Raw genomic sequence first — 22,455 nt, 5'->3', positions numbered from 1 at the left:
TATGCGTCCTTTAGTTTTTTATTGATTTAAAGAATTAACACCATTTGAGAAGTATTGTAGATAACTGTTGTTTTTATCAATATACATCACAGTATCTGCATCTATTGTTATCTCGTATGATTTTAATGTTCTCCAGAATTCATAGAAATCTGGGTCTTTACTGAATCCATCTGCATAAATTTCGAGAGCAGTTGCATCAGCTTCACCACGAATTTGTTCAGATTCTTCGATGGCACTTGATTTGATTTGAGCTACATTTCTGTCTGTATCAGCTACAGTGTTTTGGTAAATCTCAAGCCCTTCAGATCTAATTTGCTGTGCAATAGCTTCACGCTCTGCAACCATTTTTTTATAAGTTGATTCGATATTTGATATAGGTACAATTGTACGATAAACATCAATATCTGTTAATTGTATACCTTGCGTTGCTAGGTTTGTATTAAGTTCATCCATAGCTTCTTGAAGAATATTAGAGAGTGCTTCTTTATTATTTAGAAAATCATCACTGCTTAAACGATTTACTCTATCAATGATAACCGCATATGCAATTTCATCAATTTTTGTGTTAGCACCTGTTACTGTTCCAAGTGAAGATCTAAATATGCCTGGATGCGTAATTTGCCACTGTGCATACATGTTAATTTCATATTTGATTTTGTCTTTTGTATTGATTTTCGCAGTGTTTGATACATATGTTAATAATTTGCTAGTATCTTTTTCTACAGTTGTGATAAAAGGTGTTTTAAATTTTAAACCTTTTACTTTATCAATTTTTACATCTTTAAATCTTGAGTCAAGATCATTTTGTTCTTGAGCGAGATTGCTATTTGAGTCAACGATAACAGCTTTAATCTCGCCAAGCTCTCTTACAGTCGCAACTTCATCTTCTCTAACAATATAAAAACTGTTTGCAAGTACAACGAGTAAAGCAAAGATAATGATAAAAACTATCACTGAGAAGAAGCCTTTTTTAGCATGCTCTTTAGCAGTTTTAAATTTTGGTCCTATATCTTGTCCAAACGATGAATTTACTTTTTCTTGAGATTCTTGTTTTGGTTCACCTTGATTAATATTCATTATTGAGCACCTCCATTCGTTTGGAGTGGTAAGAATTTAAGTACATTATCATTATCAAAATCAATAATGAACTTATTTTTAACAGTTGAAAGCACTTTTTCCATTGTCTCGATATAGAGTCTTGTTTTAGTGATTTCTTTAGAAACTTTGTATTTATCATATACTTGGTTAAAGTTAGTGACATCACCTTTTGCTTGTGCAACTTTTTCTGCTTTGTAAGATTCAGCTTGTTGAATCATTTGATAAGCTTCTGCACGTGCTTTTGGTAACATTTCGTTTGAATACTTGTCAGCTTGACTCTTATAAGAATCTTTTTCATTTGAAGCGATATTGACATCATCATAGGCATATTGAACATCTTCTGGTAGAAGAACGTCTGTCAATTTAACTTCTTGGAGTGTAATGCCCACATTGTATTTCGCTAATTTACGTATTAAGTCAGGCATAATTTCATTTGCAATGCTATCTTTGTTTACCAAAGCTTCATCTAAAAGTTGGTTTTGGATGTTGCTTCTTAAAACACTTTCAAAAGCAAGTCTAATTGTGCCTTCCTGATCATCTACATTATAATGATATGCAGCGGTGTCAGTAATTTTATATTGGATAACTGCTCCAATATTGATGAGGTATGAACCTTTGGTCAGTACGATTGCTTCACTATCAACATCTTGATAAGTCGCAGCAGAATCCGTAGTAGCAGCGCTCAAAGGTCTATACCCATACTGTAGTGAATAAATTTCGTTTGTGTTGTAGATGATTACTTTGTCAATAAATGGGACTTTGAAGTGTAAACCTGCTGTGGTATTAACACTTGTTAGTTTACCAAATCTTTCAATTACTGCTTCCTCTGCGTTGTCTAGCGTATAATAACTGCCTAAAAAAACAGCTGCTATGACGATGACAAGTGGAATCAGTATAAAGAATTTTCCTGATTTCATAGTTGCCTCCTGTTATTTTTACGTTGCTCTATTAATAGTTTATGCGCTAGCGACGAAAATTACAATTAACTTTTGATAAAAAGAAAGGTAGAATAAGAGGGATAGACATTAAAAAAGTCTTATGAAACTATTAACGGAGGCAATAATGAGTGGAAAATTACCATTTAAAAGAATATTTGGATTTGTAAAACTATTAAATCAAAGATACAAGACACATAATTTAACAGCTTTTGCAGGACAAATGGCTTACTTTTTTGTGCTATCTTTTTTTCCATTATTAATTTTTTTACTTTCTATCATATCTAAGCTCAAAATTAACTATGATTATGCAATGGAAATCTTTGAACGTTTTATACCCGATAACATCAGTTTAATGATTGCAGATTTTATAAGTCAAACTATTTCTACTGAAGGTGTTGCTGTTCTTTCTATTTCAGGTGTTTTGATGCTATATTCTGCGTCGAGAGCTGTCAATGCACTACAAAGATCCATCAACATGTCATATGAAGTGACTGAAACAAGAAACTTCTTTATGGTAAAATTAATGGGAATGTTCTACACACTTATGTTTACCCTGATTATTGTTCTTTCGCTAATGGTACCAACGGTATTTCAAAGTGTTTTTCAATTTCTCAACACAATGATCACCATTAAAATTGATTCATATTGGTTAGATTTGGCTCATTTTTTAAGAAATATACTATTAATGTCAAGTTTTGTAATTGTGATACTTTCGATTTATGCATTTCTACCCAATAAAAAAATGCACCTAGCTGATATTTTGCCAGGTGCAATATTTTCAATTTTTGGTTCAATATCAACAAATTTCGTTTTTTCCAAAATTGTTGGAGAGTTAACAGATTACTCGATCTTATATGGCTCGTTATCAGCTGTAATTGCTTTTATGGTTTGGGTGTATTTCTTGTCATTAATTATAATTATAGGAGCTGAAATCAATGCCATACACTACCTAAAAGTAAAGCAGTAGATCAAGTTCTATAATCAATAATTCGGCCTTGAATTCTAGTGCTATCAGTTATTCCTTGGATTTTGAGATAAACACGTGCTAGCAATTCCATCATACCATCAGGTAACCTAAATAAAAATTTAAAAGATTCTGGTGATGTGCAAATAACATTGAAAAATATATTTTTGTTTAAGCTATAATTATAGCTTTTATGTGTAATTCCAATAGACGAGAGTTGATTTTCATAATCATTGAGAATGCTCTCTACTAAGAAACCAAAATGGGTACCGTAGATTCTATCGCAAGATCGACTTGATTCTACGATGTTTCTTATGGCTTCAAGTAAACTTTCTGCTCCTGAAAGAACCTCTTCTTCGTGGGTTCGATAATAATTTTTGATATGGTCTTCATCTGTGTCATGTGATGACAGTCTGACAAAAGAAGCTTTTAAATTATGTGCATTTGAATAAAAGGCATCTACAATAAACTGTTCATTTCCAGAACGATGATTGGGAGTATTATGTGTCTCACCTTTACCATATACATGTGTGACAATTTGATTAGATCGCGTACTCTTAACTTTACTAGTTGGACCATTACGATAATTTGATATGGCACTGCTTTTAGTAATATTAGACATAATTCTCCCTCCTTTCACTGCTAATAGATATATCGGTATAAATTCTAAAAATAATTAGTTTCTTTAAGAACGTTTCCGAACTTTGGATTATGGTATAATAATATTATCATTATAATTCATGAGGTGGAGTGATGATCAATCGTGTACAAATTATCTTAGGGGAAATTGAAAAGGAATTATTGAATAGATCATTTTTGAAAAACTTTGGTTTAACACGCAAAAAAATAGTAGATTTAACAGGTGATGATCGATTTAAAGAGCAACTTATTGTGATGGTCAATGAAAACAAGTATCACTGCAAAGATGTTTTTAAATTATTGTCACCATTTTTTGAGTCTTTTATCCATGAAGTTGGAGAAGATGAATGGTTAAAATATTTTTATCAATATAGTTTGAAGTTTTCGTTTCCAGAGGCTGTGGCTATTTCTTTAGATGTCTCTAAGAACAGAATGGCTGAAGTTTATCTTCGTGTGTTGAAAATTATCGCGCATTGGCAAATGAAATCGAAAGATGGTACATGGCAAAGTCAGTATCCACTGGAACTATTAACGGAAAGTGAAATTGAACAACTGGAAGATAAGTCGGAATACCTACTGTTTAAGCATGCATATCAACATGATTATGTATATGAGATGATGAAGTTAAACCAAGAAGTGATTGGCTATACGACTTTAGATCATATCTGTGGTGTAAATCATCTCGCTATGAAGACAGCACGACAGTTAAAAAATGCTGGTTTTCCTATTGACTTAGGAAGAGTTTCAGGTGCAGCAATAGGACATGATGTTGGAAAGTTTGGTTGTAAAGTTGACGAGATGCATAGAGTCGCATATTATCACTATTTTTACACAGGTGAGTGGTTTGAAAAAAGGGGAATTGTGTACATTAGAAATGTAGCAATTAACCATTCTACTTGGGATCTTGAACTTGATGCTTTACCAATTGAGTCGTTGATTTTGATATACAGTGATTTTAGGGTGAAAGCTGAAAGAATTAATCATAAATCTTATATGCATTTTTACAACCTTAAAGATTCGTTTGATGTCATTTTAGATAAGTTAGATAATGTTGATGAGGCTAAAGAAAATCGATACAAGCGAGTTTATGCTAAATTGCGAGATTTTCAAGATTTTCTGATTGATTTGGGAATAAAAACTGAACCCAATGAGGCTTACGACCAATCTGTACCTGATGCTGTAGTAAATAAAAGAAAATATTTTACACTAATGCAAGGTACTGAGATTACACAAAATGTTATTTTTTCTTCTATAGAGCATAATATTGAACTTTTGTATAGACTTAGAGATGAAGCTTCTCTTAATAAGATGTTAGAACCAGTTCGTAATAGTAGAGACTTAACGAGTTTAAGAGGCTATATTGCGATTTTAGAAGAATACTATAATTATTTGACTCAGAAGCAGAAGCAAATAATGCTTAATTTCTTATATGAAAAATTAGTATTACCAGAAGAGGATATTAGAAAGCAATGTGCAGAATTAATTGGTACTATAATAGCTTCATATGATGAAGAAATTAGGAAAGAGACACCCCCAAGTGCTCAAATTGAAACCAATATTCTTGACACGATTGGTCTTTTGAAGACGTTTATTGATAAGTTTATTAATCCAGAAAATAAGATAATAGATAGGCATAAAAAATATATCAGTTATAGCATGCGCGATATGTTAGATGCCTATTTTAAACACTTAAGTGGACATGAAAAACGCATTAAAAGTTTTGAATTAACGGTTAACTTTTTTACGGAATATAGTGATCACGAAGTGATTAGATTTTATTTAATTAAAGCTGCAAGGATTTTACCATTTTCTGAGTTTACGCATGAGCAAACTTATACCATTTTAAATTTTGTATCTAATCTGCTAACAGACGAAGATTTTAAAGTGAGATTAAGAGCTTATAATTTAATCTACTCTATATTGCCATATGCAAGTCAAGAGGTAATAGAACAAGCAGATGTTGCTAGAGTTTTAGTTGGTTATCCAAGTGCTTTAGATGATCCAGCTGAAAATTATGCGCGGTTTAAGCTTGCTGAAAACTTAAAACTTGAAGAAAATGTAATTGAACATTTCAGGGTTATCTGCCAAGATGACTTACAGTATACAAGTAATATATTTTTGAGCAATCTTAAATCGGCAACAATTGATGTTGCAAAGCGATTTCAAATTGAGTTGTTAATGCGCAATACATTGCTTTATGATTATGAAAATTGTTTTTATATGGCGATGCATTTATGCAATTTGTTAAAAGTCAGTGCGCTTGAATCTGTTCGAAATACAGCTGGTAGAATGTTACTTAATCTAGTACCACATCTATCGTATGAACAAAAAAACGATATCGCTGTTGAACTCATTCGTGCTCTTGAGATGGAAAGCTATGAATTCACCAAGTACATTCCACCATATCTTGGTAAAATAATCCTACAAGTAAAACCTAAAGAACTTGATGAAATCATAGAAAGTTTCGAGAAGAAAATGAGTACAAATAACAATAAACTCATTGCACTTATTGAAAAGACAGTTGGGTATGCTATTGCTCAGTATGCTGACTATCGTTATGCATTTAAAGAGGTTGTTGAAAACCATAATCACAGAGTATTAAGGTTGTTTGGAGTGCTTTTCAATGGCTTTGTGCATGGTTCAAGTTATGTGAATCAAATGGCATTTTCAGTGATTGCAAAAGATGTTTTGACAGATAAAATCTTAAGTTTACGTAAGAAAGAATATTTATATAAACTGGTGATTAAGAAAGTAATGTCTTTGATGATTAACACAGATGAGACTGAAGAATTGATTTTTTATAATAATACTGCAAGCTTAAAATATATTTATAGTTTTATATCAGAATTCAGTCACCATTTAGGTCCGATTCAATTAAAGCCCAATAGGAGGATTGCATTTTTTCCTGGTGCTTTTGATCCTTTTACTTTAAGTCATAAGCAAATTGCCAATGATATAAAAAACTTAGGGTTCGAGGTGACGTTATATGTTGATGAATTTTCGTGGTCGAAACGAACACAGCCTAACTTGATTCGAAGAAATATCATCAAAAAATCTATTGCTAGTGAAATCGATATTTTTCAATTTCCTAGAGATATTTCAATCAATATCGCAAATGATGAAGATCTAAAAAAACTTAAATCACTGTTTCCAGATTCAGAAATATTTCTTGTTGTAGGCAGTGATGTTGTGCTCAATGCGTCTGCTTACAAAGGAGAAGAAAAGAAAACGATACACGAGATACCACATATTGTATATGAGAGATTTGCAGATCATGAATCTAATGATGCACATCTTATGCTAGATGAAAAATTTGAAATGCTTCATCCTGATTCATTGAGATTTACGCTTCCCAAAGACTATGAACATATTAGTTCAACACTAATTAGAGATTCTATTGATGAAAAAAGAGATATATCAACACTGATTGAACCTTTAGCGCAAAATTATATCTATGAAAAAGGATTGTATCAGCGCGAACCAATGTTCAAGAGTATGATGACGACTAAATCTATTTTTCTTGAAGTACTTGATGATGTAAGTGATTATTTATATGAAGAGTTTATCGATTTAATTGGATCAGATGCATTTGAGACGATTGCTAAGATCAAGGATTTAGCTACTAAAGAGAGTTTCAAAATCTATGTACTTAGAAGTTTAGAGAGAAGTGGTGAAATTGTTGCTATAAGTATTTCTCATTGGTTGAGAGCAACGGAAATTCACCATGAGTTTTCTGATCAAAATATCATCAGATATATTAGAACCCAATCGATAGGTAGAATCTCTGTAATTGATGGAATTATCAAACGCAAAGGGACTGATGTTAGAAATGTGGAACAAATTATGTTGACTGAAACATTAGCACATGCCCTATCGAGAGATTATACCTACAGTGTATTTAAAGAAGGGCTGAAATCAAATACGACTAAAGACGTAATTGATGTATTAGAACTGCAGGGTTTTGTAAATATTTCATCGAATAAGACCAACGAACATGTTCATGTTGTGAATATGTCGTCGCCATGCACCTTAAATTTGGATATCCACTCGATGTTTAAAGAGCCTTATAGAAGTTCTCAGGATATTTTACAAGCGATGTCTAGAGCACGTCATAGACTTCAAAAATCTCTCACGGGATTGTATCCTGGAAATCTAGTACTCAACTTTGACAGGGCGATGATCTATGAAAACTTGATTAAAAAGGTATGTGAAGAAAATCAGATGCCTACAGTACCGATTATTCCTAAAACGGTGGGCAGTGCAATGTGTGTTCCTTTTGGTGCAGTTTTTAAACGTTGGTTGATCCCAAATACAGTAACTAAGACGCTTCATGCTGAAAAGTATTTTTCACCAGATTTATTAACACATCAGATTAAAGAATATCCATTTTACTTGGACATTGAGAATCAAATTAAAATGCTAAAATCGTTTAATAGACCTGTTATTCTTGTGGATGACCTTTTGAATAAAGGGTATAGGGTACAAGCACTGGAACCTTATTTTAAAAAATATAACTTAGAAGTTCAGAAATTCATAGTAGCAATTATGTCGGGACAAGGAAAAGAAATTGCAGAATCAATGAATATTAATGTGGATTCAGCTTACTTTATACCTAAAATTAAAGTGTGGTTTTACGAAAGTAAATTGTATCCTTTTATTGATGGTGATGCAATTTGGAGAGGCAGTATTCCCGATAGTAATTTAATTAATTCAGTTAACTTGATTCTACCGTATTCGTCTGCTTCTTATATTATGGATGCTTCACAAGAAGCTATTTATAATGTCTCTGAAACTGCGTTGATTAATGCGATAGAAATCATGTCAGCACTTGAAATAGCCTATGAAAGGCTTAATGACAGGTTGTTGACGATAGATCGTCTCGGCGAAGTGTTAAATACACCTAGATACCCAGATAAGGGTAAGCACATATTTTACGCAGATAACATAAGGCCATCTGAATATATCAAAGACGATCTAGAGCAACTTAGAAAAATGAAATCAATTTATATAGGGTAGGGAAAATGAATAAATATTATTATCGAAATTGGGAAATAATTACAGAAGAAACAACTGATTTAACTTCAGAAAAGTGCAAAGATTCGTATGACCCAATATATGTTTTTAGAGCAGAACTTGATGCGACAAAATGTATCACAGAAATTGATGAGGATCAAATAGGGTTGGTGATCACTGAATCACTTGATCAACTTTACACTTCAAATAAGAAATTAATTCCTGCTATTAACTTGAATTTACTTAAACACCATTATGGGGTAGATTCACTAGAATTTTATCTTGAGAATTTAACTAAATCAAAAACAAATAAACGAAAAAAAAGAGTCACTATGTTGGGACTCGGCGATGTAGGTGGATTGCTAGCGATAGGTATAAAGTTACTTGGCGGTGACATAATCGATGAACTCGGGATATATGATATTAATCCTGCTGTTAAAGCACGATATGAAATGGAACTTAATCAAATTGATGTGAACCCGTCTCTTAAAATTAGAGCGATTGAGATGGAAGAACTTTTTGATACAGACTTGTTCTTATTCTGTGCATCTAAGGCTGTACCACCAGTTGGTGACACTGTGAAAGATGTGAGAATGATTCAATTTGAAGAAAATGCTAAGTTGATATCTATCTATGCTCAGAAGGCAAGACAGGTTAACTTTAAAGGAATATTTGGAGTCGTTTCAGATCCAGTGGACCTACTGTGTAAAAAGGTTTATGAAAGTTCAAATACCGATGAAAATAGAAATATTAAGGATTTTAAGGGGTTATTACCTGAGCAAGTTGTTGGGTTTGGACTTGGGGTTATGGATGCTAGAGCAAAATATTATAGTGATGTACTAGGGTATAACTATAGAGAAACAGGACGTTCTTTTGGACCACATGGTAAAGACCTAATTGTTACCGAAAACTATAACAATGTAGATCAAGAAATTTCAGAGTTGCTGACGGAAAAGGTTATACATTCTAATTTGGACATGAGAGCAATTGGTTTTAAACCTTACATTGCTCCTGCGTTGTCCTCAGGTGCCAACTCTGTAGTTAAGATGTTAAAAGGAGAGTTTCACTATAGTGCAAATTATTTAAGTGGAATATACTGGGGAGGACTAAATAGACGTTTTGATGACATTGTTGAATTTGAAAAATTAGTTTTATCAGATACATTATTAAAGCGTGTCAAAAGAACTTATTCTCATTTGGAGGAGTTATGGACAGCATTGAAATAAGGGATTTTACTAATCATCAGTTGACCCTACTTGATAAGATTAAAGTAATGAATTCAACGACCAAAAATGTAGCAAAAACATCTCGTAAAAAAGTTGTTTTTGTTATCGAATTGGATGAAATAGGTGAATGTCAACAAGCAAATGACTATTTGCGACTACAGATGAAAAAGGTTGAAATTGATAATTGTTCAGAGCTAGCTGAGATCATTGGTGCTTTAATTATCATCTCGCCAAAAGAATGTTATACAAAGTCATATGCGAGAAAATTTATGTTTTTATCAAATCAATTGGGTTGTGAATTTATTGGACATCCAATAGTCGAACGTGTAGCAAATTTTCAAAATTTTAAAACTTGGGCAAAAACACTCAATGAGAATTTGGAAGAGATTGAAGCGATACAGATTCAAAAACTCTTACATCGCTTAGCAAAATACGAAACAATTTCTCGAGAGCGTTTGAAAGTTCTTGTTCTTCATGCTGGTCATAAAGATATATCAAATACCTTGATGTTTTGGGAAATGATTAAAGCAAAGCTTTCAGGAATAAAGATGGATATTGATGAACTACATGTTGAAGAGGGCAAAATATCAGATTGTTACGGCTGTAGTTTTGAAACCTGTATGTATTATGCACTTGAGAAAGGTTGTTTTTACGGTGGTTTTGTAGTTGAAGATCTGTATCCCAAAATTGAAACAGCTGATATTGTTGTGTGGATATGCCCCAATTATAACGATGCCATTTCGGCAAAATTAATGGCAGTTATAAATAGATTGACGGCATTATATCGTTCAATTAGTTTTAATGAAAAATATATTCTAAGTATTATTGTCTCTGGTAATTCAGGCAATGATTCTGTAGCAGGACAATTAATTGGTGCTTTAACTATCAATAAAGGATTTAGGCTGCCACCACATTTTGCTGCAATGGCAATAGCCAATGACCCAGGTGAAATTATGGTGGTAAGTGATATAGAACAAAGGGTTGATGATTATGTAAACAGTGTGTATAAATTAACAAACAAAATTGTTTCGAAATAGTAAAAAAAGCTTTGCTTTTTTAAAAAATGTGGTATAATAAGAATAAGAAACCAGTTCAACAATTTCATATGGAACGTAGTTAAAGCAACCATTCTAGGTTATATACAAAGGAGTGAGTCCGCCAGATTACTAAACGTGTTAGAATTGTTATGTTAAAAGAAAATTTGTTAGATTCTTGTAACGAGTTCGTGTTATGTCAACTGTTTTGAAAAGCACACCAAGTTGTGAATCACTGAGGATTCAAGTATATATTTTGGGTCGAGGTTTAAGACAGATAACACGAATTGATAAAAATGATTTGTAAACAATGAACTGGTCAAATGAGCTTAGCTCAAAAAGAAAGGGTGAGTCCACCAGAAGTGTTAGAAACTATTGAAGAAAATAAGTAAAGTGCCTCTCATGTGAATTGCGAGAGGCACTTTATTAGTTTTTGAGTTAGAAATAAATTTATTTAAACAAGTTACATTGATTTTCATTTCTCATAGCAGTTAATAAATTTTTCCTGCTATGCGGATTGTCTTTATAAATAGTTTTTAAAAGTTGGGACATATCTTCGCGTTTGGTATGTCGGTCCATAGGACAAGGACTTTTTAAAACTGGAATGCAATTACTTTTTATAAATCCAATAATGTCAGCCTCAGCAGTATCGAGAAATGGTCTAATAACGGTGATGGCTGTTCTAGACAAATATGAACTATATTCTAGCGAATTGAGTTTTCCAGCATAAAGCATATTGAGGAATAGAGTTGATAATGCATCGTCTGCATGGTGTCCGAGCGCAAGCACATTAAGGTTTCTATCGTTCATCACTTTTGAAAGTGCACCTCTTCTCATATTTGCACAGAGTGCACATGGATTTTTCTCTTCTCTTATCTCAAATACAATTTTTGCAATATCTGTTTTTTCAATCCTATATGGAACTGCCAATTGATTACAAAACACTTTAGCAGCATCCAAATCGAAATTGTTGAATCCCATATCTATTGTAATTGCTTCAAGTTCAAAAGGAATAGGGCTAAATTTTTGAAAACGGCTAAGTTCATGCAATAATGCCATGCTATCTTTACCACCCGATAAGCCAACTGCGATTCTATCTCCTGGCTGAATCATCTCTTGTTCTTGAATCGTCTTGCGCATACTTCCTAAAATATTATTCATTAAATTATCCTTAGTGAGTTTTAGTCTAAACGGTTATATTAAAATAAATCTGATTATGGATTAGTGGTTATTTCTTCGGTTGTCTCTACAAAGTAATCGAGACTGAAAGGATCACTCCAATTTCCTTTCTTATCTTCAACCTTCAAAACAATTGTATATGTGCCTTCTGTATCAAAAATTGGGAACAGATTTTCGTCGGTAAAGGTCTGAATTAGATCACCATGATAGTAAATTTCCCATTCATATGCTTGTACATTTTTAATACCAGTTGTTTTATTCATAAATGCAACATGGTTATCTCGAAGAGGTTCGACATCAAAACGTACAACTATTGGTTCGTTTGAAAACAATATTTTTGAAGTAAAAAAGATAATAAGCGCTAATAAGAGTATACAAATGGGAATAATGACCCATTTTGAGTTTAAGGATTTTTTTGATGCTTTTTCATTTTCAGCTTCATCAAAAAGGTCAAAAACATCATCATCAAAAAGATCTTCATCATCCATATTTCTTTGCTTAGAAGACTTTGGAAGTGACTCAGGTAGAGAAAACTCATCTTCGTATTGCGCTTTAAATGATGTCGTATGATGTAGCTTATCAGAATCTAATGGTGTGCTTTCAATGTGAGTATTGACAGTCTCGTTTTGAGATTGATTGCTATCCTCAAAAGAAAGGGATTCATCTTGTTTTGATAAGTTTGGATCTGGCTCAAGTATCAACTTATTTTCGGGGTGATCAATAAGGTGTTCATCTGTTTCTAGTATTTTTATGTCATCATCCAATAGGCTATTTTCGACCAGAATATCTGTGTCTTGGAGAGTAATTTCTTCAATAATTTCTTCAATAGCATATTCAATTTCTTCTTTGATTTCTTCTTCAAGTTCTTCTTCAAGTTCTTCTTCAAGTTCAAGTGTATCGGGTTCTTTGATTTGTGAATCTTTTCCAAGTAATTCAAATAGTTCACGATGCAGGTCTTCATGATGTGCACCTAAATCAATGGTTGCGGATGGTAATGGGTTTAGATCTTTATGAGGTACACTAGTGTAGGGAAGTGGGGGGCCAGCTTCTAAATCATTAAGTATTATATTGTATTCTGAACTTATGGATTCTAAAGCATCTGGTTTTTCAAAAATAAAAATATCTTTAAAATCTTTCTTGATTACTTTAATAGAACTATAGTTATGATGTCCCAAAATAAGATTGTCTACAAACTGGCTATGATACCCCTCAGCATCACTTATGATTAAATCAATGGTTAAACCAAGTTGTTTAAATACCTCAAACTCACTATAGGTATTACTCAAAGTGTAATCAATCAACTCACGAAAAGCGAGTCCTTCATCTGAGATCAGCAATTGTTCTTCATCGAGTAATTGAATTTTGATAGCATTATTAAACGCATCATATTTTTCTAACATTTTCAGATATTCGTAAACGATTTGTACGCGATCATCATATTCTAAGTTTGAACGCTTGATGAATTTTTGAATGCTTCTTCCTTTTTGCTGTTTAAGAATCAGATGCAGTTTACCTTCTTCTTCGATTAAAGCAACAAAATTATGGAGGTGAGCATCCATTAAATGTTTAGTTGCCTTAGAAATATTTTCTGGTACAAAAAATGTAATAAAAAACACGTCCAATTGATTTATGGTATTAACTGCGCTTGAAAAGCACAACTCTTCATCTTCATATAGTAATTTCCAAGACGTAAATTGATTGAGATTCATTTAGCCCTCCATAGTGATACTCTTTCCAATATTTTAACATACAAATTGATGACATTGCAGTTTTATTTTATTAGGTCCTTTGACTCAATATATTGTAGATTATGTGATTTTAACCCCAATTAGTCTACAATATACTGGTTACTTTGTCTAGCTTGTACTATAATTGAAGTGATAATGACAGAAAGAATTTCTTGGAGGAAATATGGTGAAATTACTGCATATATCTGATGTTCATATGAATGCTGGATATTCAAATAAAAACGAACGTATTAGAAATAGATTAAAAGAAGCTATGAAAATGAGTTTGATGAAAGCTTTTGATTTTGCTTTATCTGCACAAGTTGATGGCATCCTAATTGCAGGCGATTTTTTTGATCACGACAAAATCTCATTTGAAGATGAAAGTTTTGTGTTCGATCAACTCAAACGATTATTAGAAAAGAATGTATTTATCTTTTATTGCTCAGGAAATCATGATCCGATGCAAACAGCTGATTTTCTTAAATCACTTGAAAAACATCCCAATTTTTATCTGTATGAGGACGATCAAGTGACTTGTACAGAATGTACTAGTAAAGATCAGACTAGATTTAAAATTTTAAGTGTAGGACATAAATCGAAAAACGAACAGAGAAACTTGATCCAAACTTTTCCATGTAAAGATGATGATTCAATTTGGATCGGTATGGCACATGCAAGTGTACCAAGTGCGCTTACGACTTCTGATAAAACGAGTTATATGGCAACTGCTTTATCAGATATAGAAAAACTGAATTATAATTATTTTGGACTTGGTCATATTCATATGAGACAGTTGTTAGCACCTAAGGTAGGGTATTCAGGAAATTTACAGGGGTTAAACGTTAAAGAGATTGGGATGAAAGGTGGTTATTTAGTAACTTTGGATGATTTTGAAACTAAAGTTGAACCTGTTAATTTTAGTGAAATTATCTGGGAGCAAATTGCACTTCAAATTCCTTCAGATGTCATCAACCTACCTTTGCTTCAAGAATGGCTTGTCGATTGTGTAATGCCCATTATCTCAGAATGCCCGATGCCAGCTAAGAACATTATTGTAAGGATTGTATTGTCGGGAAAAACAGTGCTTAGAAATGAACTGAGAACATCAGAAAATATCGAGTATTTAGTCGATTATATGGAGAATAGAACGGGCTTACTTCAAGTGGAAATCAAATCCTCTGAACTTACACATCCGGTAAACACCGATGAACTCATAGAAGAAAATACAGTTTTATCAGTTGCATTAAAGACCATATCAGATAGTGAATACGATGAAGATCTTTTAGAACGGTTACTATCACTACCAATTTACAATAAACTTAATACAAGGGAATCACAGATAAGATATTTAACACAAGTTATAATGGGATTAAGTGATGAACTTATTGAACGAATGGTGGTGGAAAAAAATGGTGATTAATAAAATTTCATACAAAACTTATGGTAGGATTTTAGATAGAGAAATCCAATTAAAGAAAGGTCTAAATATATTTATCGGAGATAATGAATCGGGTAAAACAACCATTTTTAATAGTATCTACTCTACACTCTTTGGATTTAATCCAACCAATCGAGATAAACATCCCTATACAAATTGGGATAAAAAAGAAATCGTTTTTTCTACAGAAATTAATCATTTAGAGGAACTTTTTTTGGTTGAACGGAGTCTAAAGAGTGTACCAAAATTAAATTTAGTTCAAATGAGTAATGGACACGTTCAAACTTTTAGAAATGAAGCGTTACCTTTTATTCATCACGTTAGTGAAGGTATGTTTGAAAAAGTTTTTTATTTGTCTGCTGAGGATCTCAACAGTGTGGAGAAAGAGACTTGGGAAAATGTGCAAGAGAAACTCATATTTAACTATGGCTCAGATTACTTGAGAAAGACATCTGATGTCCTTACTTCGCTTGAACAAGAGATCAACTCGCTATGGAGAAGAGATAAACGGGGAAATCCTTTGATTAACCAACTTCAAACCGAATTAGGACAGTTGAAAATCCAGAAGATTAGGGCTGAGGAAAATTATGATTTAATGCATAAGGAAATTGATAGGCTCGATCAATATAAATCGGAACAAATTTCAAATGAGGATTTGAAGAGAAAACGAGAGGCTGAACTGAAAAACCTTAGAAAAATTTTACCTGTAAAAGAGTTGATGGAAAAAATTGAAAGTCTAAATAAAAAAGTTTTCAAAAAAGATGAGTTTGAAGGATTTTCTACCAGTTTACTGTCGGATATGAAAAGCAAAGAAGAAAATTTTATTGCTTTAAAAAACAAATGCGATCAAATTATTGAAAGCATATTAGAGCTCAAAAGTCAGCTAATTCCTATGTCGGCTCATGATGAAAAACTCTTTGAAATCAGTTCTGAACTTGATACTTTGAAATTTCAACAAAATGAGTTAATGCGTTTTGAGCATGAAGAACATTCCAAACTTGAAGAATTAATTAGAATGGGTGAAAAAATTGACGCACAATATCGACTCCTTTTTGGGAACGGAATGGAAGATAAGGTCAAAGAGAACTTAAAAAAAATACAAGTACTGGATCTCATCTCTTTATTACAAAAATATTCAGAGGGTATAGAAACAAACCGAATCAACGAAATGCAAAGTAAGTATGAAGCTATTAATCACAAGAAGTATAATTTTGTTTTGATGTCTTTGGGAATTGTTTTAACGCTTTTAGGCTTTGTATTAAAACCAGTTCAACAGGTAACTTTGTTAGGTGTTGGCATATTAGGATATAGTCTTGCAAAGTTAATGCCATCAAAAAAGAGAGCAAGAGTCAATTTTGTAGATTTAGATAGGATTGAGGAACAAATTGATATTGCTACACATGGTATTAAATTACCTGAATATGTTTTTAGGGAAGATAGTCAACGCTTTTTAAGTAAACTTGAACAGTTGATCACCTTATTATTTGATGAGGAAGTACTTAATGAAAAATGGGATCAGATTTTAGTTCAAAAACATGAACTAGAGGCAAAACTTGAAGAGTTATTTAAACGTGCCAATTTAGATACGTCTAGAGGTGTTCGATTGACTTTACAATATGCACTACTTCAGATTGACACTTTGATTCAGTCAAATGAGTTAGAAAATGCGAAGAAAATGAAAATAGCACATTTAGAAGACAACTTATTACAAGTCAAATCCGAATATAGTGTAAATGAAGAAGAACTTAATTCAATTTATGAGACTATCAAAAGATTTGGTGAGGGGAACCTTCAATTTGGTAAGGACCAATTGATGAAAAATTTGGAACTTCAAAACAGTATCAAAGTATTCAAAGAAGAGTTAAGTAACTATCAATTTGATTTAGAACAGCTAGTGAATTTTGATGTAATGGACATTGACAAATTAGAAGATGAAATTAGAGTTTTGCAGGTTAGGGATAAGGAGTTGACTGAGGCAATTGTTCAACTTACTTCTACAATTGAGATCATGAAATGCAAGTTTGATTTAGATCGTATTGAAAGTGATATTTTAGCGTGTGAAGAAAATTTACATGAAGTCATTAGAAGGCGTGACGAGCTGATGGTAACGTTTGAGATTTTAAAGTGGTCCGATGAAAAATTCCGCGTTAAAAATCAACCGGATATCATTCATCGCGTGAGTCACTTTATGTCAGTTATGACAGCTCAAAAATACACTCAAGTACTTATTAAAGAAGAGAATAATCAATATGAACTTCAGTTTTTAGTTAATGGTGAATTAATGAGTGCTAAAAGAGCATTTAGTAAAGGTACAATTCAGCAATTATACTTTGCATACAGGCTTGCTGTAATTGAAGCTTTAGATCCAGAAAATCAAATGCCTCTCGTTTTAGATGAAGCACTTATCAATTGGGATCAAAGTCGATTTGATGAGACGTTGAAGATTCTAGATGAAATCTCAAAAGATAGACAAATACTATTTTTTACATGTCATAAAGGAATAGCTTTGCGAATGATCAACCAATTAAACGCAAACTTAATAGAGGTGAATTCATGAGTAAAGAAATTTTAGAACAATTAGAATTTGAAAAAAACAAACGAAAGATTCTCGAACAAACAAATATGATGAAAAAACCTATTGTTACAGAAACAGAAAACTCAAACAAATATGCATGGGAATATGAACTAGATTTTTATAGAAAATCTAAAAGAAAAGACAGATTTTATACTTTTGGTTCTATCTGTGGCATTTTGGCACTTGTCATTTCTCTAATTTTTCATGGCAATGAAATTTTGAGTTTTCTAATGCAATTTTAATGTTTTCCTTAGTGTAAGTAAAGGATTAAGCGTTATGATAGGGAAGAGAATAAAGCACCATTAATCACAATGAAAGGAGGTCATAACGTGATAGAGAATAGTGATGCAAAAAAAGACATAAAATCAGCCGAAGTAACAAAAAAAGACTGTGTCATTGAAGTCAAAGATCTCCGCAAAGTTTATAAGATTGGAAATGAAAAAGTAGTTGCACTTAATAAGATCAACTTGTCAATCTATAAAGGAGAGATTTGTTGTATATTGGGAACTTCTGGTTCTGGAAAATCAACATTACTTAATATGATGGCCGGCCTAGAAAAGCCGACTAAGGGTTCTATAGAAATAAAAGGGAATCCAATTGAGAAAATGAATGAAAAACGTTTAGCGGGATTTAGACAAAAATATATTGGCTTTATATTTCAGTCTTATAACTTATTAGCAGCACTTACGGCACTTGAAAATGTAGCGATGCCTTTAATTTTTCGAAGAGTTCCAAAGGCCAAAAGAGAAAAAATCGCAAAAAAATATCTTAAAATGGTAGGGCTCGAAGAGCGTTACAAACATAAGCCAAGCCAGATGAGTGGAGGACAACAACAGCGCGTCGGGATTGCTAGAGCCTTTGTTGGTACGCCTGAGATTATCTTTGCCGATGAACCTACGGGTAACCTTGATACTAAAACTTCTATAGAAGTTATGCATATTATGTGGAAGATGGCGCGTGAGAAAACACAAACAATCGTAATAGTAACACATGATCCAGAAGTCGCACTTTATGCAGACAAAGTCATTCATATCCGTGATGGAGATATACAAAGTATCGAAGAACGAAGTGTTGATGATGTATATGAAAAGTACATCAAACCTTATGAAGAAAATTATGTACATGTTTAATACACTCAAAAAGTCGAATATTAAGGGGAATAAAATGAAGTTGAACATCAAAAAAATAATGGTAATGATGATGGTTTTAATGTTGACATTAAACTCATTTAGTTTTGCAGTATCAGATCCTTATAAGCCAGTGCTTGGAGTCGTTGCAGATGGAGAACTTCAAGTAGTTAAAGCAGGTGAAAAATCTGAATTTAAGGTAAACATTAAAAATGCTGGATATGTAGTAGCACAAAATGTAAGAGTTAGTATACAAGGGGAACATCCTTTTAGAAGTGATATAGCAAATTTGTCACAAACTTTCTCGTTTTTAAATCCAAATGATTCAAAAGAGTTAATTTTCAATGTAACAACGAGTCCAACGGCTGAATCGAAGATATATGAGTTCAATGTTTTAATTGAGTATAGTAACTTTGATGATAATGGCTACTCAACTACAGAAAAAGTATATGTACAAGTTGATAATGGAAATGTTGAGCCTATCTTAGGTGTTTTTTCTTATGAAACTGGACAAAGTGCTTTAGAGCCAAATACACCAGACTCACTTGTGCTTAAAATCAAAAATTCAGGTGGAATTGTTGCTAAAGATGTAAAAATCACCGCTTCGGGTTTTTCTAACGAAGGTGTAGTTCTATACAAGGATGTTGATACAAAAACATTTGCTGAATTGGGAACTAAAAACACACAGATGGTATACTTTAACGTTATTGCAGGTAAAGATGCTAAGGCAGGTACTTTTCCGATCAACCTTAAAATTTCATATATTGATGAAACTGGTAAAGCATATACTAAAGATTCAATAGCATATGTCACTATGGCGGGAAAAGACTCAATTGATGCAGATTTGGAAATCTCAGATGTTGTTTTTCCAAATGCAGTTAAATCAAATCAAGACTTCGAGGTTGCTTTTACAATTACCAACAATGGTAATGTAGAAATTGCAACAGCAGATGTAAGTTATGATTACCCAGATGTCTTTATTTCAAAGGCAACATCTAGAGTTGTCGTTAAGAATTTAGCGCCTGGGGCATCAAAAACAATGACTTTTAAATTAATGGCAAAAGCTGAGACAGCTACTGAAAATTATCATTCTTATATCAAAGTTGCTTATGTACCAAAAGATGCAACAAATGTAGAACCAGAAACCATTCAAGAATATGTGGGTTTATACGTTGAAGGCAGCGAAACTGATACTTCAAGTAAACCAAAATTAATTGTTGATAATTATAACTACGGCGGTGAATATGTCTATGCAGGACAAAATTATCCGTTGACATTAAATATTAAAAATACAAGTACAACTGAGGGAACAAAAAATATTAAAGTGACTTTAACAAGTGAAGACAATGTTTTCACACCTGTTGATTCATCGAGTTCCTTCTTTATCGCGAGCATCGGACCAGGTCAAGTGTATACACAAACAATTAATCTTAAGACTAAAATTGATGCCAATGTAAAAATTTATACAGTAACGGCTAAGATGGAGTACGAAGATGGTAAAGGTAATGCATATGATGCTAATAAGTCTCCATATGAAGAAAGCGAAGTACTAAGTATTGCTGTAGCTCAACCTGTAAGACTTGAAACAGCGGAGATGGTAGTGCCGTTTGAGATCTATGCAGGGCAACCATTCTATATTGAACAAGAATTTTACAATCTAGGTAAATCCACTATGTACAACATGATTGTTAAACTAGAAGGTGTTGAAACTAACGAAGGCAGTTACTTTGTTGGTAATTTTGAAGCTGGAAAAAGCGAATTCTTCTCAGCTCAAGCGTTTGCTTATGAAAGTGGTTCATTTGAAGGAAAGTTAATCTATACATTTGAAGATGCACTTGGAACCATTTCAACGTTAGAACAACCATTTACTTATATGGTTACTGAGATGCCAACTTTTGAAGAAGGCGGCGGAGAATTCCCGATTGATCCAGGTATGCCAATAGAAGAAGAAAAAAAAGGCATGCCATTATGGCAGATTATCATTGCAATTATTGTTGTTTTGGCAATTGTTGCATTTATCATTCGAAAAGTACTAAAAGCTAAAAAACACAAAAAAGAAATGGAGGAGTTAGATGAATAGTTTTGATTTGGCTTTGATGGGCATTAAGAATTTATTGCGTCGAAAAGCTAGAACTATTCTTACTGTACTAGGTGTAATTATTGGAACTGCATCTATTGTTGTTATGGTTTCGCTAGGTTTAGGGATGAACAAGGCATTTGAACAACAATTAGAGGAGTATGGAAGTCTGACGATGATTGATATCTATGCAAATCAATATCGTATGGAGGGCTCTTCAAGCGCTTCAGATGGACAACTATATCTTGATGATGAAACGATTGCAACTATTGAGGCAATTGACAATGTTGATTTTGTGATTGGCTTCAAAAGATTTGAATCGAAAATCTATGCAGGGAAATATGAAAATTATACCAGTCTCAAGGCGGTAGATTTTGATAAATTATCACTTATGGGTATCAAATTAAGTGAAGGTACGCTTCCGACAAAAGAAGGAAATAACGAAGTTCTGTTTGGCTTTTATGCAAAACAAAATTTCTATGATCCCAATTCGAGGAATCCTTATCAAAATCCACCAGTAGTCGATATTTTCAACACGAAAATTGAAATGCTCCCAACTTCTCAATATTATGATGGGAAAAGACCAAGAGGATTTATACTCACACCAACAGGTATTACTTCTGAACAAGATTATACGTATTCTTGGGATGTGTTTATGGATTATGATAATTATGTAAAACTTAAAACTGATTTTGATAGAAAAAACAAAACAGCTGATCAAAATAATGGCTCAAAAGGTTCGCGTAGCTCTAAAACTAAAGAAAATAAATATGATGAGATGAAAGTAAGCGTGAATAATATCAAAAACGTTCAGGAGGTTCAAGATCAGATTAAAGAAATGGGATATGAAGCCTATAGTTTAACTGATGCACTTGAAAATCAAAAACAAACATCGGGTTTAATTCAAGCAATACTAGGTGGCATAGGAGCAGTCTCGCTATTTGTAGCTGCCATTGGAATTACCAATACTATGGTAATGTCGATCTATGAAAGAACGAAAGAGATTGGGGTTATGAAAGTAATTGGTGCACAATTAAAAGATATAAAAAGACTATTCTTATTTGAAGCTGCAATGATTGGATTGTTTGGTGGAATCCTAGGAATCGGAATTAGCTATGGGATATCTGCAATTATCAATTCGATTTTATCTGGAATGAATGGCGAGTCTGGGTATTATGGACCTGCGTTACTCTCAGACATACCAATCTGGTTATCTTTATCAGGGATGGGTTTTTCAACACTGATAGGTTTAATCGCAGGTTATTATCCGGCCGTTAGAGCGACTAAGTTAAGTGCGCTAGAAGCTATAAGAACAGAGTAGTGAGCAATATTGCATAACATACAAAGAAGAGTTAAACAATTAAGAAGATTGTAGAACAATCAATCTATTGTTTGACTCTTTTTTTCTAGTATAATT

15 protein-coding genes are annotated in these 22,455 nt (G+C 32.8%); 10 read left to right on the top strand and 5 right to left on the bottom strand.

Going from position 1 to position 22,455, the window contains the following annotated elements:
• Positions 1 to 18 precede the first annotated feature (18 nt).
• Together hflC and hflK are read right to left on the bottom strand one after the other, a co-directional pair.
• Positions 19 to 1,077, bottom strand: a complete 1,059-nt coding sequence (gene hflC / locus QE109_RS05600; RefSeq protein WP_281093431.1) for a protease modulator HflC — start codon at positions 1,075 to 1,077, stop codon at positions 19 to 21.
• Positions 1,077 to 2,015 carry an FtsH protease activity modulator HflK gene (gene hflK, locus QE109_RS05595; protein WP_281093430.1) on the bottom strand — a complete coding sequence of 313 codons (939 nt, stop codon included), beginning with the start codon at positions 2,013 to 2,015 and terminating at the stop codon, positions 1,077 to 1,079. Before hflK ends, hflC begins: the two co-directional genes overlap by 1 nt.
• Before the next feature lie 145 nt (positions 2,016 to 2,160).
• On the opposite strand from hflK, the gene QE109_RS05590 reads away from it, so the two are divergent.
• Positions 2,161 to 3,003: a YihY/virulence factor BrkB family protein gene (locus tag QE109_RS05590; RefSeq protein ID WP_281093429.1), complete on the top strand. Its 843-nt coding sequence runs from the start codon at positions 2,161 to 2,163 to the stop codon at positions 3,001 to 3,003.
• Position 3,004: 1 nt separating this feature from the next.
• Here QE109_RS05590 and QE109_RS05585 read toward each other — a convergent pair whose 3' ends face one another.
• Complete coding sequence (locus tag QE109_RS05585) at positions 3,005 to 3,622, bottom strand: hypothetical protein (RefSeq protein WP_281093428.1); 618 nt, start codon at positions 3,620 to 3,622, stop codon at positions 3,005 to 3,007.
• Between the two features lie 131 nt (positions 3,623 to 3,753).
• Between QE109_RS05585 and QE109_RS05580 the strand changes: the two genes are divergently transcribed.
• Genes QE109_RS05580 through QE109_RS05570 form a run of 3 tightly spaced genes read left to right on the top strand, consistent with a single transcriptional unit; the run spans position 3,754 to position 10,915 of the window.
• Positions 3,754 to 8,655 (top strand): cytidyltransferase, encoded by a 4,902-nt coding sequence (locus QE109_RS05580; protein ID WP_281093427.1) that lies wholly within the window; start codon positions 3,754 to 3,756, stop codon positions 8,653 to 8,655.
• Between the two features lie 5 nt (positions 8,656 to 8,660).
• On the top strand, positions 8,661 to 9,878 hold the full coding sequence (locus tag QE109_RS05575; RefSeq protein ID WP_281093426.1) for a lactate/malate family dehydrogenase: 1,218 nt from the start codon (positions 8,661 to 8,663) through the stop codon (positions 9,876 to 9,878).
• Complete coding sequence (locus QE109_RS05570; protein WP_281093425.1) at positions 9,860 to 10,915, top strand: flavodoxin family protein; 1,056 nt, start codon at positions 9,860 to 9,862, stop codon at positions 10,913 to 10,915. Before QE109_RS05575 ends, QE109_RS05570 begins: the two co-directional genes overlap by 19 nt.
• Positions 10,916 to 11,362: 447 nt before the next feature.
• Here the strand turns inward: QE109_RS05570 and QE109_RS05565 are convergent, their stop codons facing one another.
• Positions 11,363 to 12,073, bottom strand: coding sequence for a tRNA lysidine(34) synthetase (locus tag QE109_RS05565; RefSeq protein ID WP_281093424.1), 711 nt, complete (start codon positions 12,071 to 12,073; stop codon positions 11,363 to 11,365).
• 53 nt (positions 12,074 to 12,126) lie between these two features.
• Complete coding sequence (locus QE109_RS05560; RefSeq protein WP_281093423.1) at positions 12,127 to 13,800, bottom strand: hypothetical protein; 1,674 nt, start codon at positions 13,798 to 13,800, stop codon at positions 12,127 to 12,129.
• Between the two features lie 202 nt (positions 13,801 to 14,002).
• Between QE109_RS05560 and QE109_RS05555 the strand changes: the two genes are divergently transcribed.
• The 6 genes from QE109_RS05555 (at position 14,003) to QE109_RS05530 (ending at position 22,359) form a co-directional block, all read left to right on the top strand.
• Positions 14,003 to 15,241, top strand: coding sequence for a metallophosphoesterase family protein (locus QE109_RS05555; protein WP_281093422.1), 1,239 nt, complete (start codon positions 14,003 to 14,005; stop codon positions 15,239 to 15,241).
• A complete protein-coding gene (locus QE109_RS05550) occupies positions 15,231 to 17,816 on the top strand; it encodes an AAA family ATPase (protein ID WP_281093421.1) in 2,586 nt (861 codons plus the stop codon). Before QE109_RS05555 ends, QE109_RS05550 begins: the two co-directional genes overlap by 11 nt.
• Positions 17,813 to 18,076, top strand: coding sequence for a hypothetical protein (locus QE109_RS05545; RefSeq protein ID WP_281093420.1), 264 nt, complete (start codon positions 17,813 to 17,815; stop codon positions 18,074 to 18,076). The genes QE109_RS05550 and QE109_RS05545 overlap by 4 nt, the downstream gene beginning before the upstream one ends.
• A 90-nt stretch (positions 18,077 to 18,166) precedes the next feature.
• Positions 18,167 to 18,964 carry an ABC transporter ATP-binding protein gene (locus QE109_RS05540; RefSeq protein WP_281093696.1) on the top strand — a complete coding sequence of 266 codons (798 nt, stop codon included), beginning with the start codon at positions 18,167 to 18,169 and terminating at the stop codon, positions 18,962 to 18,964.
• Positions 18,965 to 18,998: 34 nt separating this feature from the next.
• A complete protein-coding gene (locus tag QE109_RS05535) occupies positions 18,999 to 21,041 on the top strand; it encodes a COG1361 S-layer family protein (RefSeq protein ID WP_281093419.1) in 2,043 nt (680 codons plus the stop codon).
• Positions 21,034 to 22,359 carry an ABC transporter permease gene (locus QE109_RS05530; protein ID WP_281093418.1) on the top strand — a complete coding sequence of 442 codons (1,326 nt, stop codon included), beginning with the start codon at positions 21,034 to 21,036 and terminating at the stop codon, positions 22,357 to 22,359. The genes QE109_RS05535 and QE109_RS05530 overlap by 8 nt, the downstream gene beginning before the upstream one ends.
• The last annotated feature ends 96 nt before the right edge of the window (positions 22,360 to 22,455 follow it).

Source organism: Fusibacter bizertensis (assembly GCF_029914245.1).
Lineage (GTDB): Bacteria > Bacillota > Clostridia > Peptostreptococcales > Acidaminobacteraceae > Fusibacter_C > Fusibacter_C bizertensis.
The sequence above is the reverse complement of the archived record's forward strand: the minus strand, read 5'-3'. Positions and strand labels throughout refer to the sequence as shown.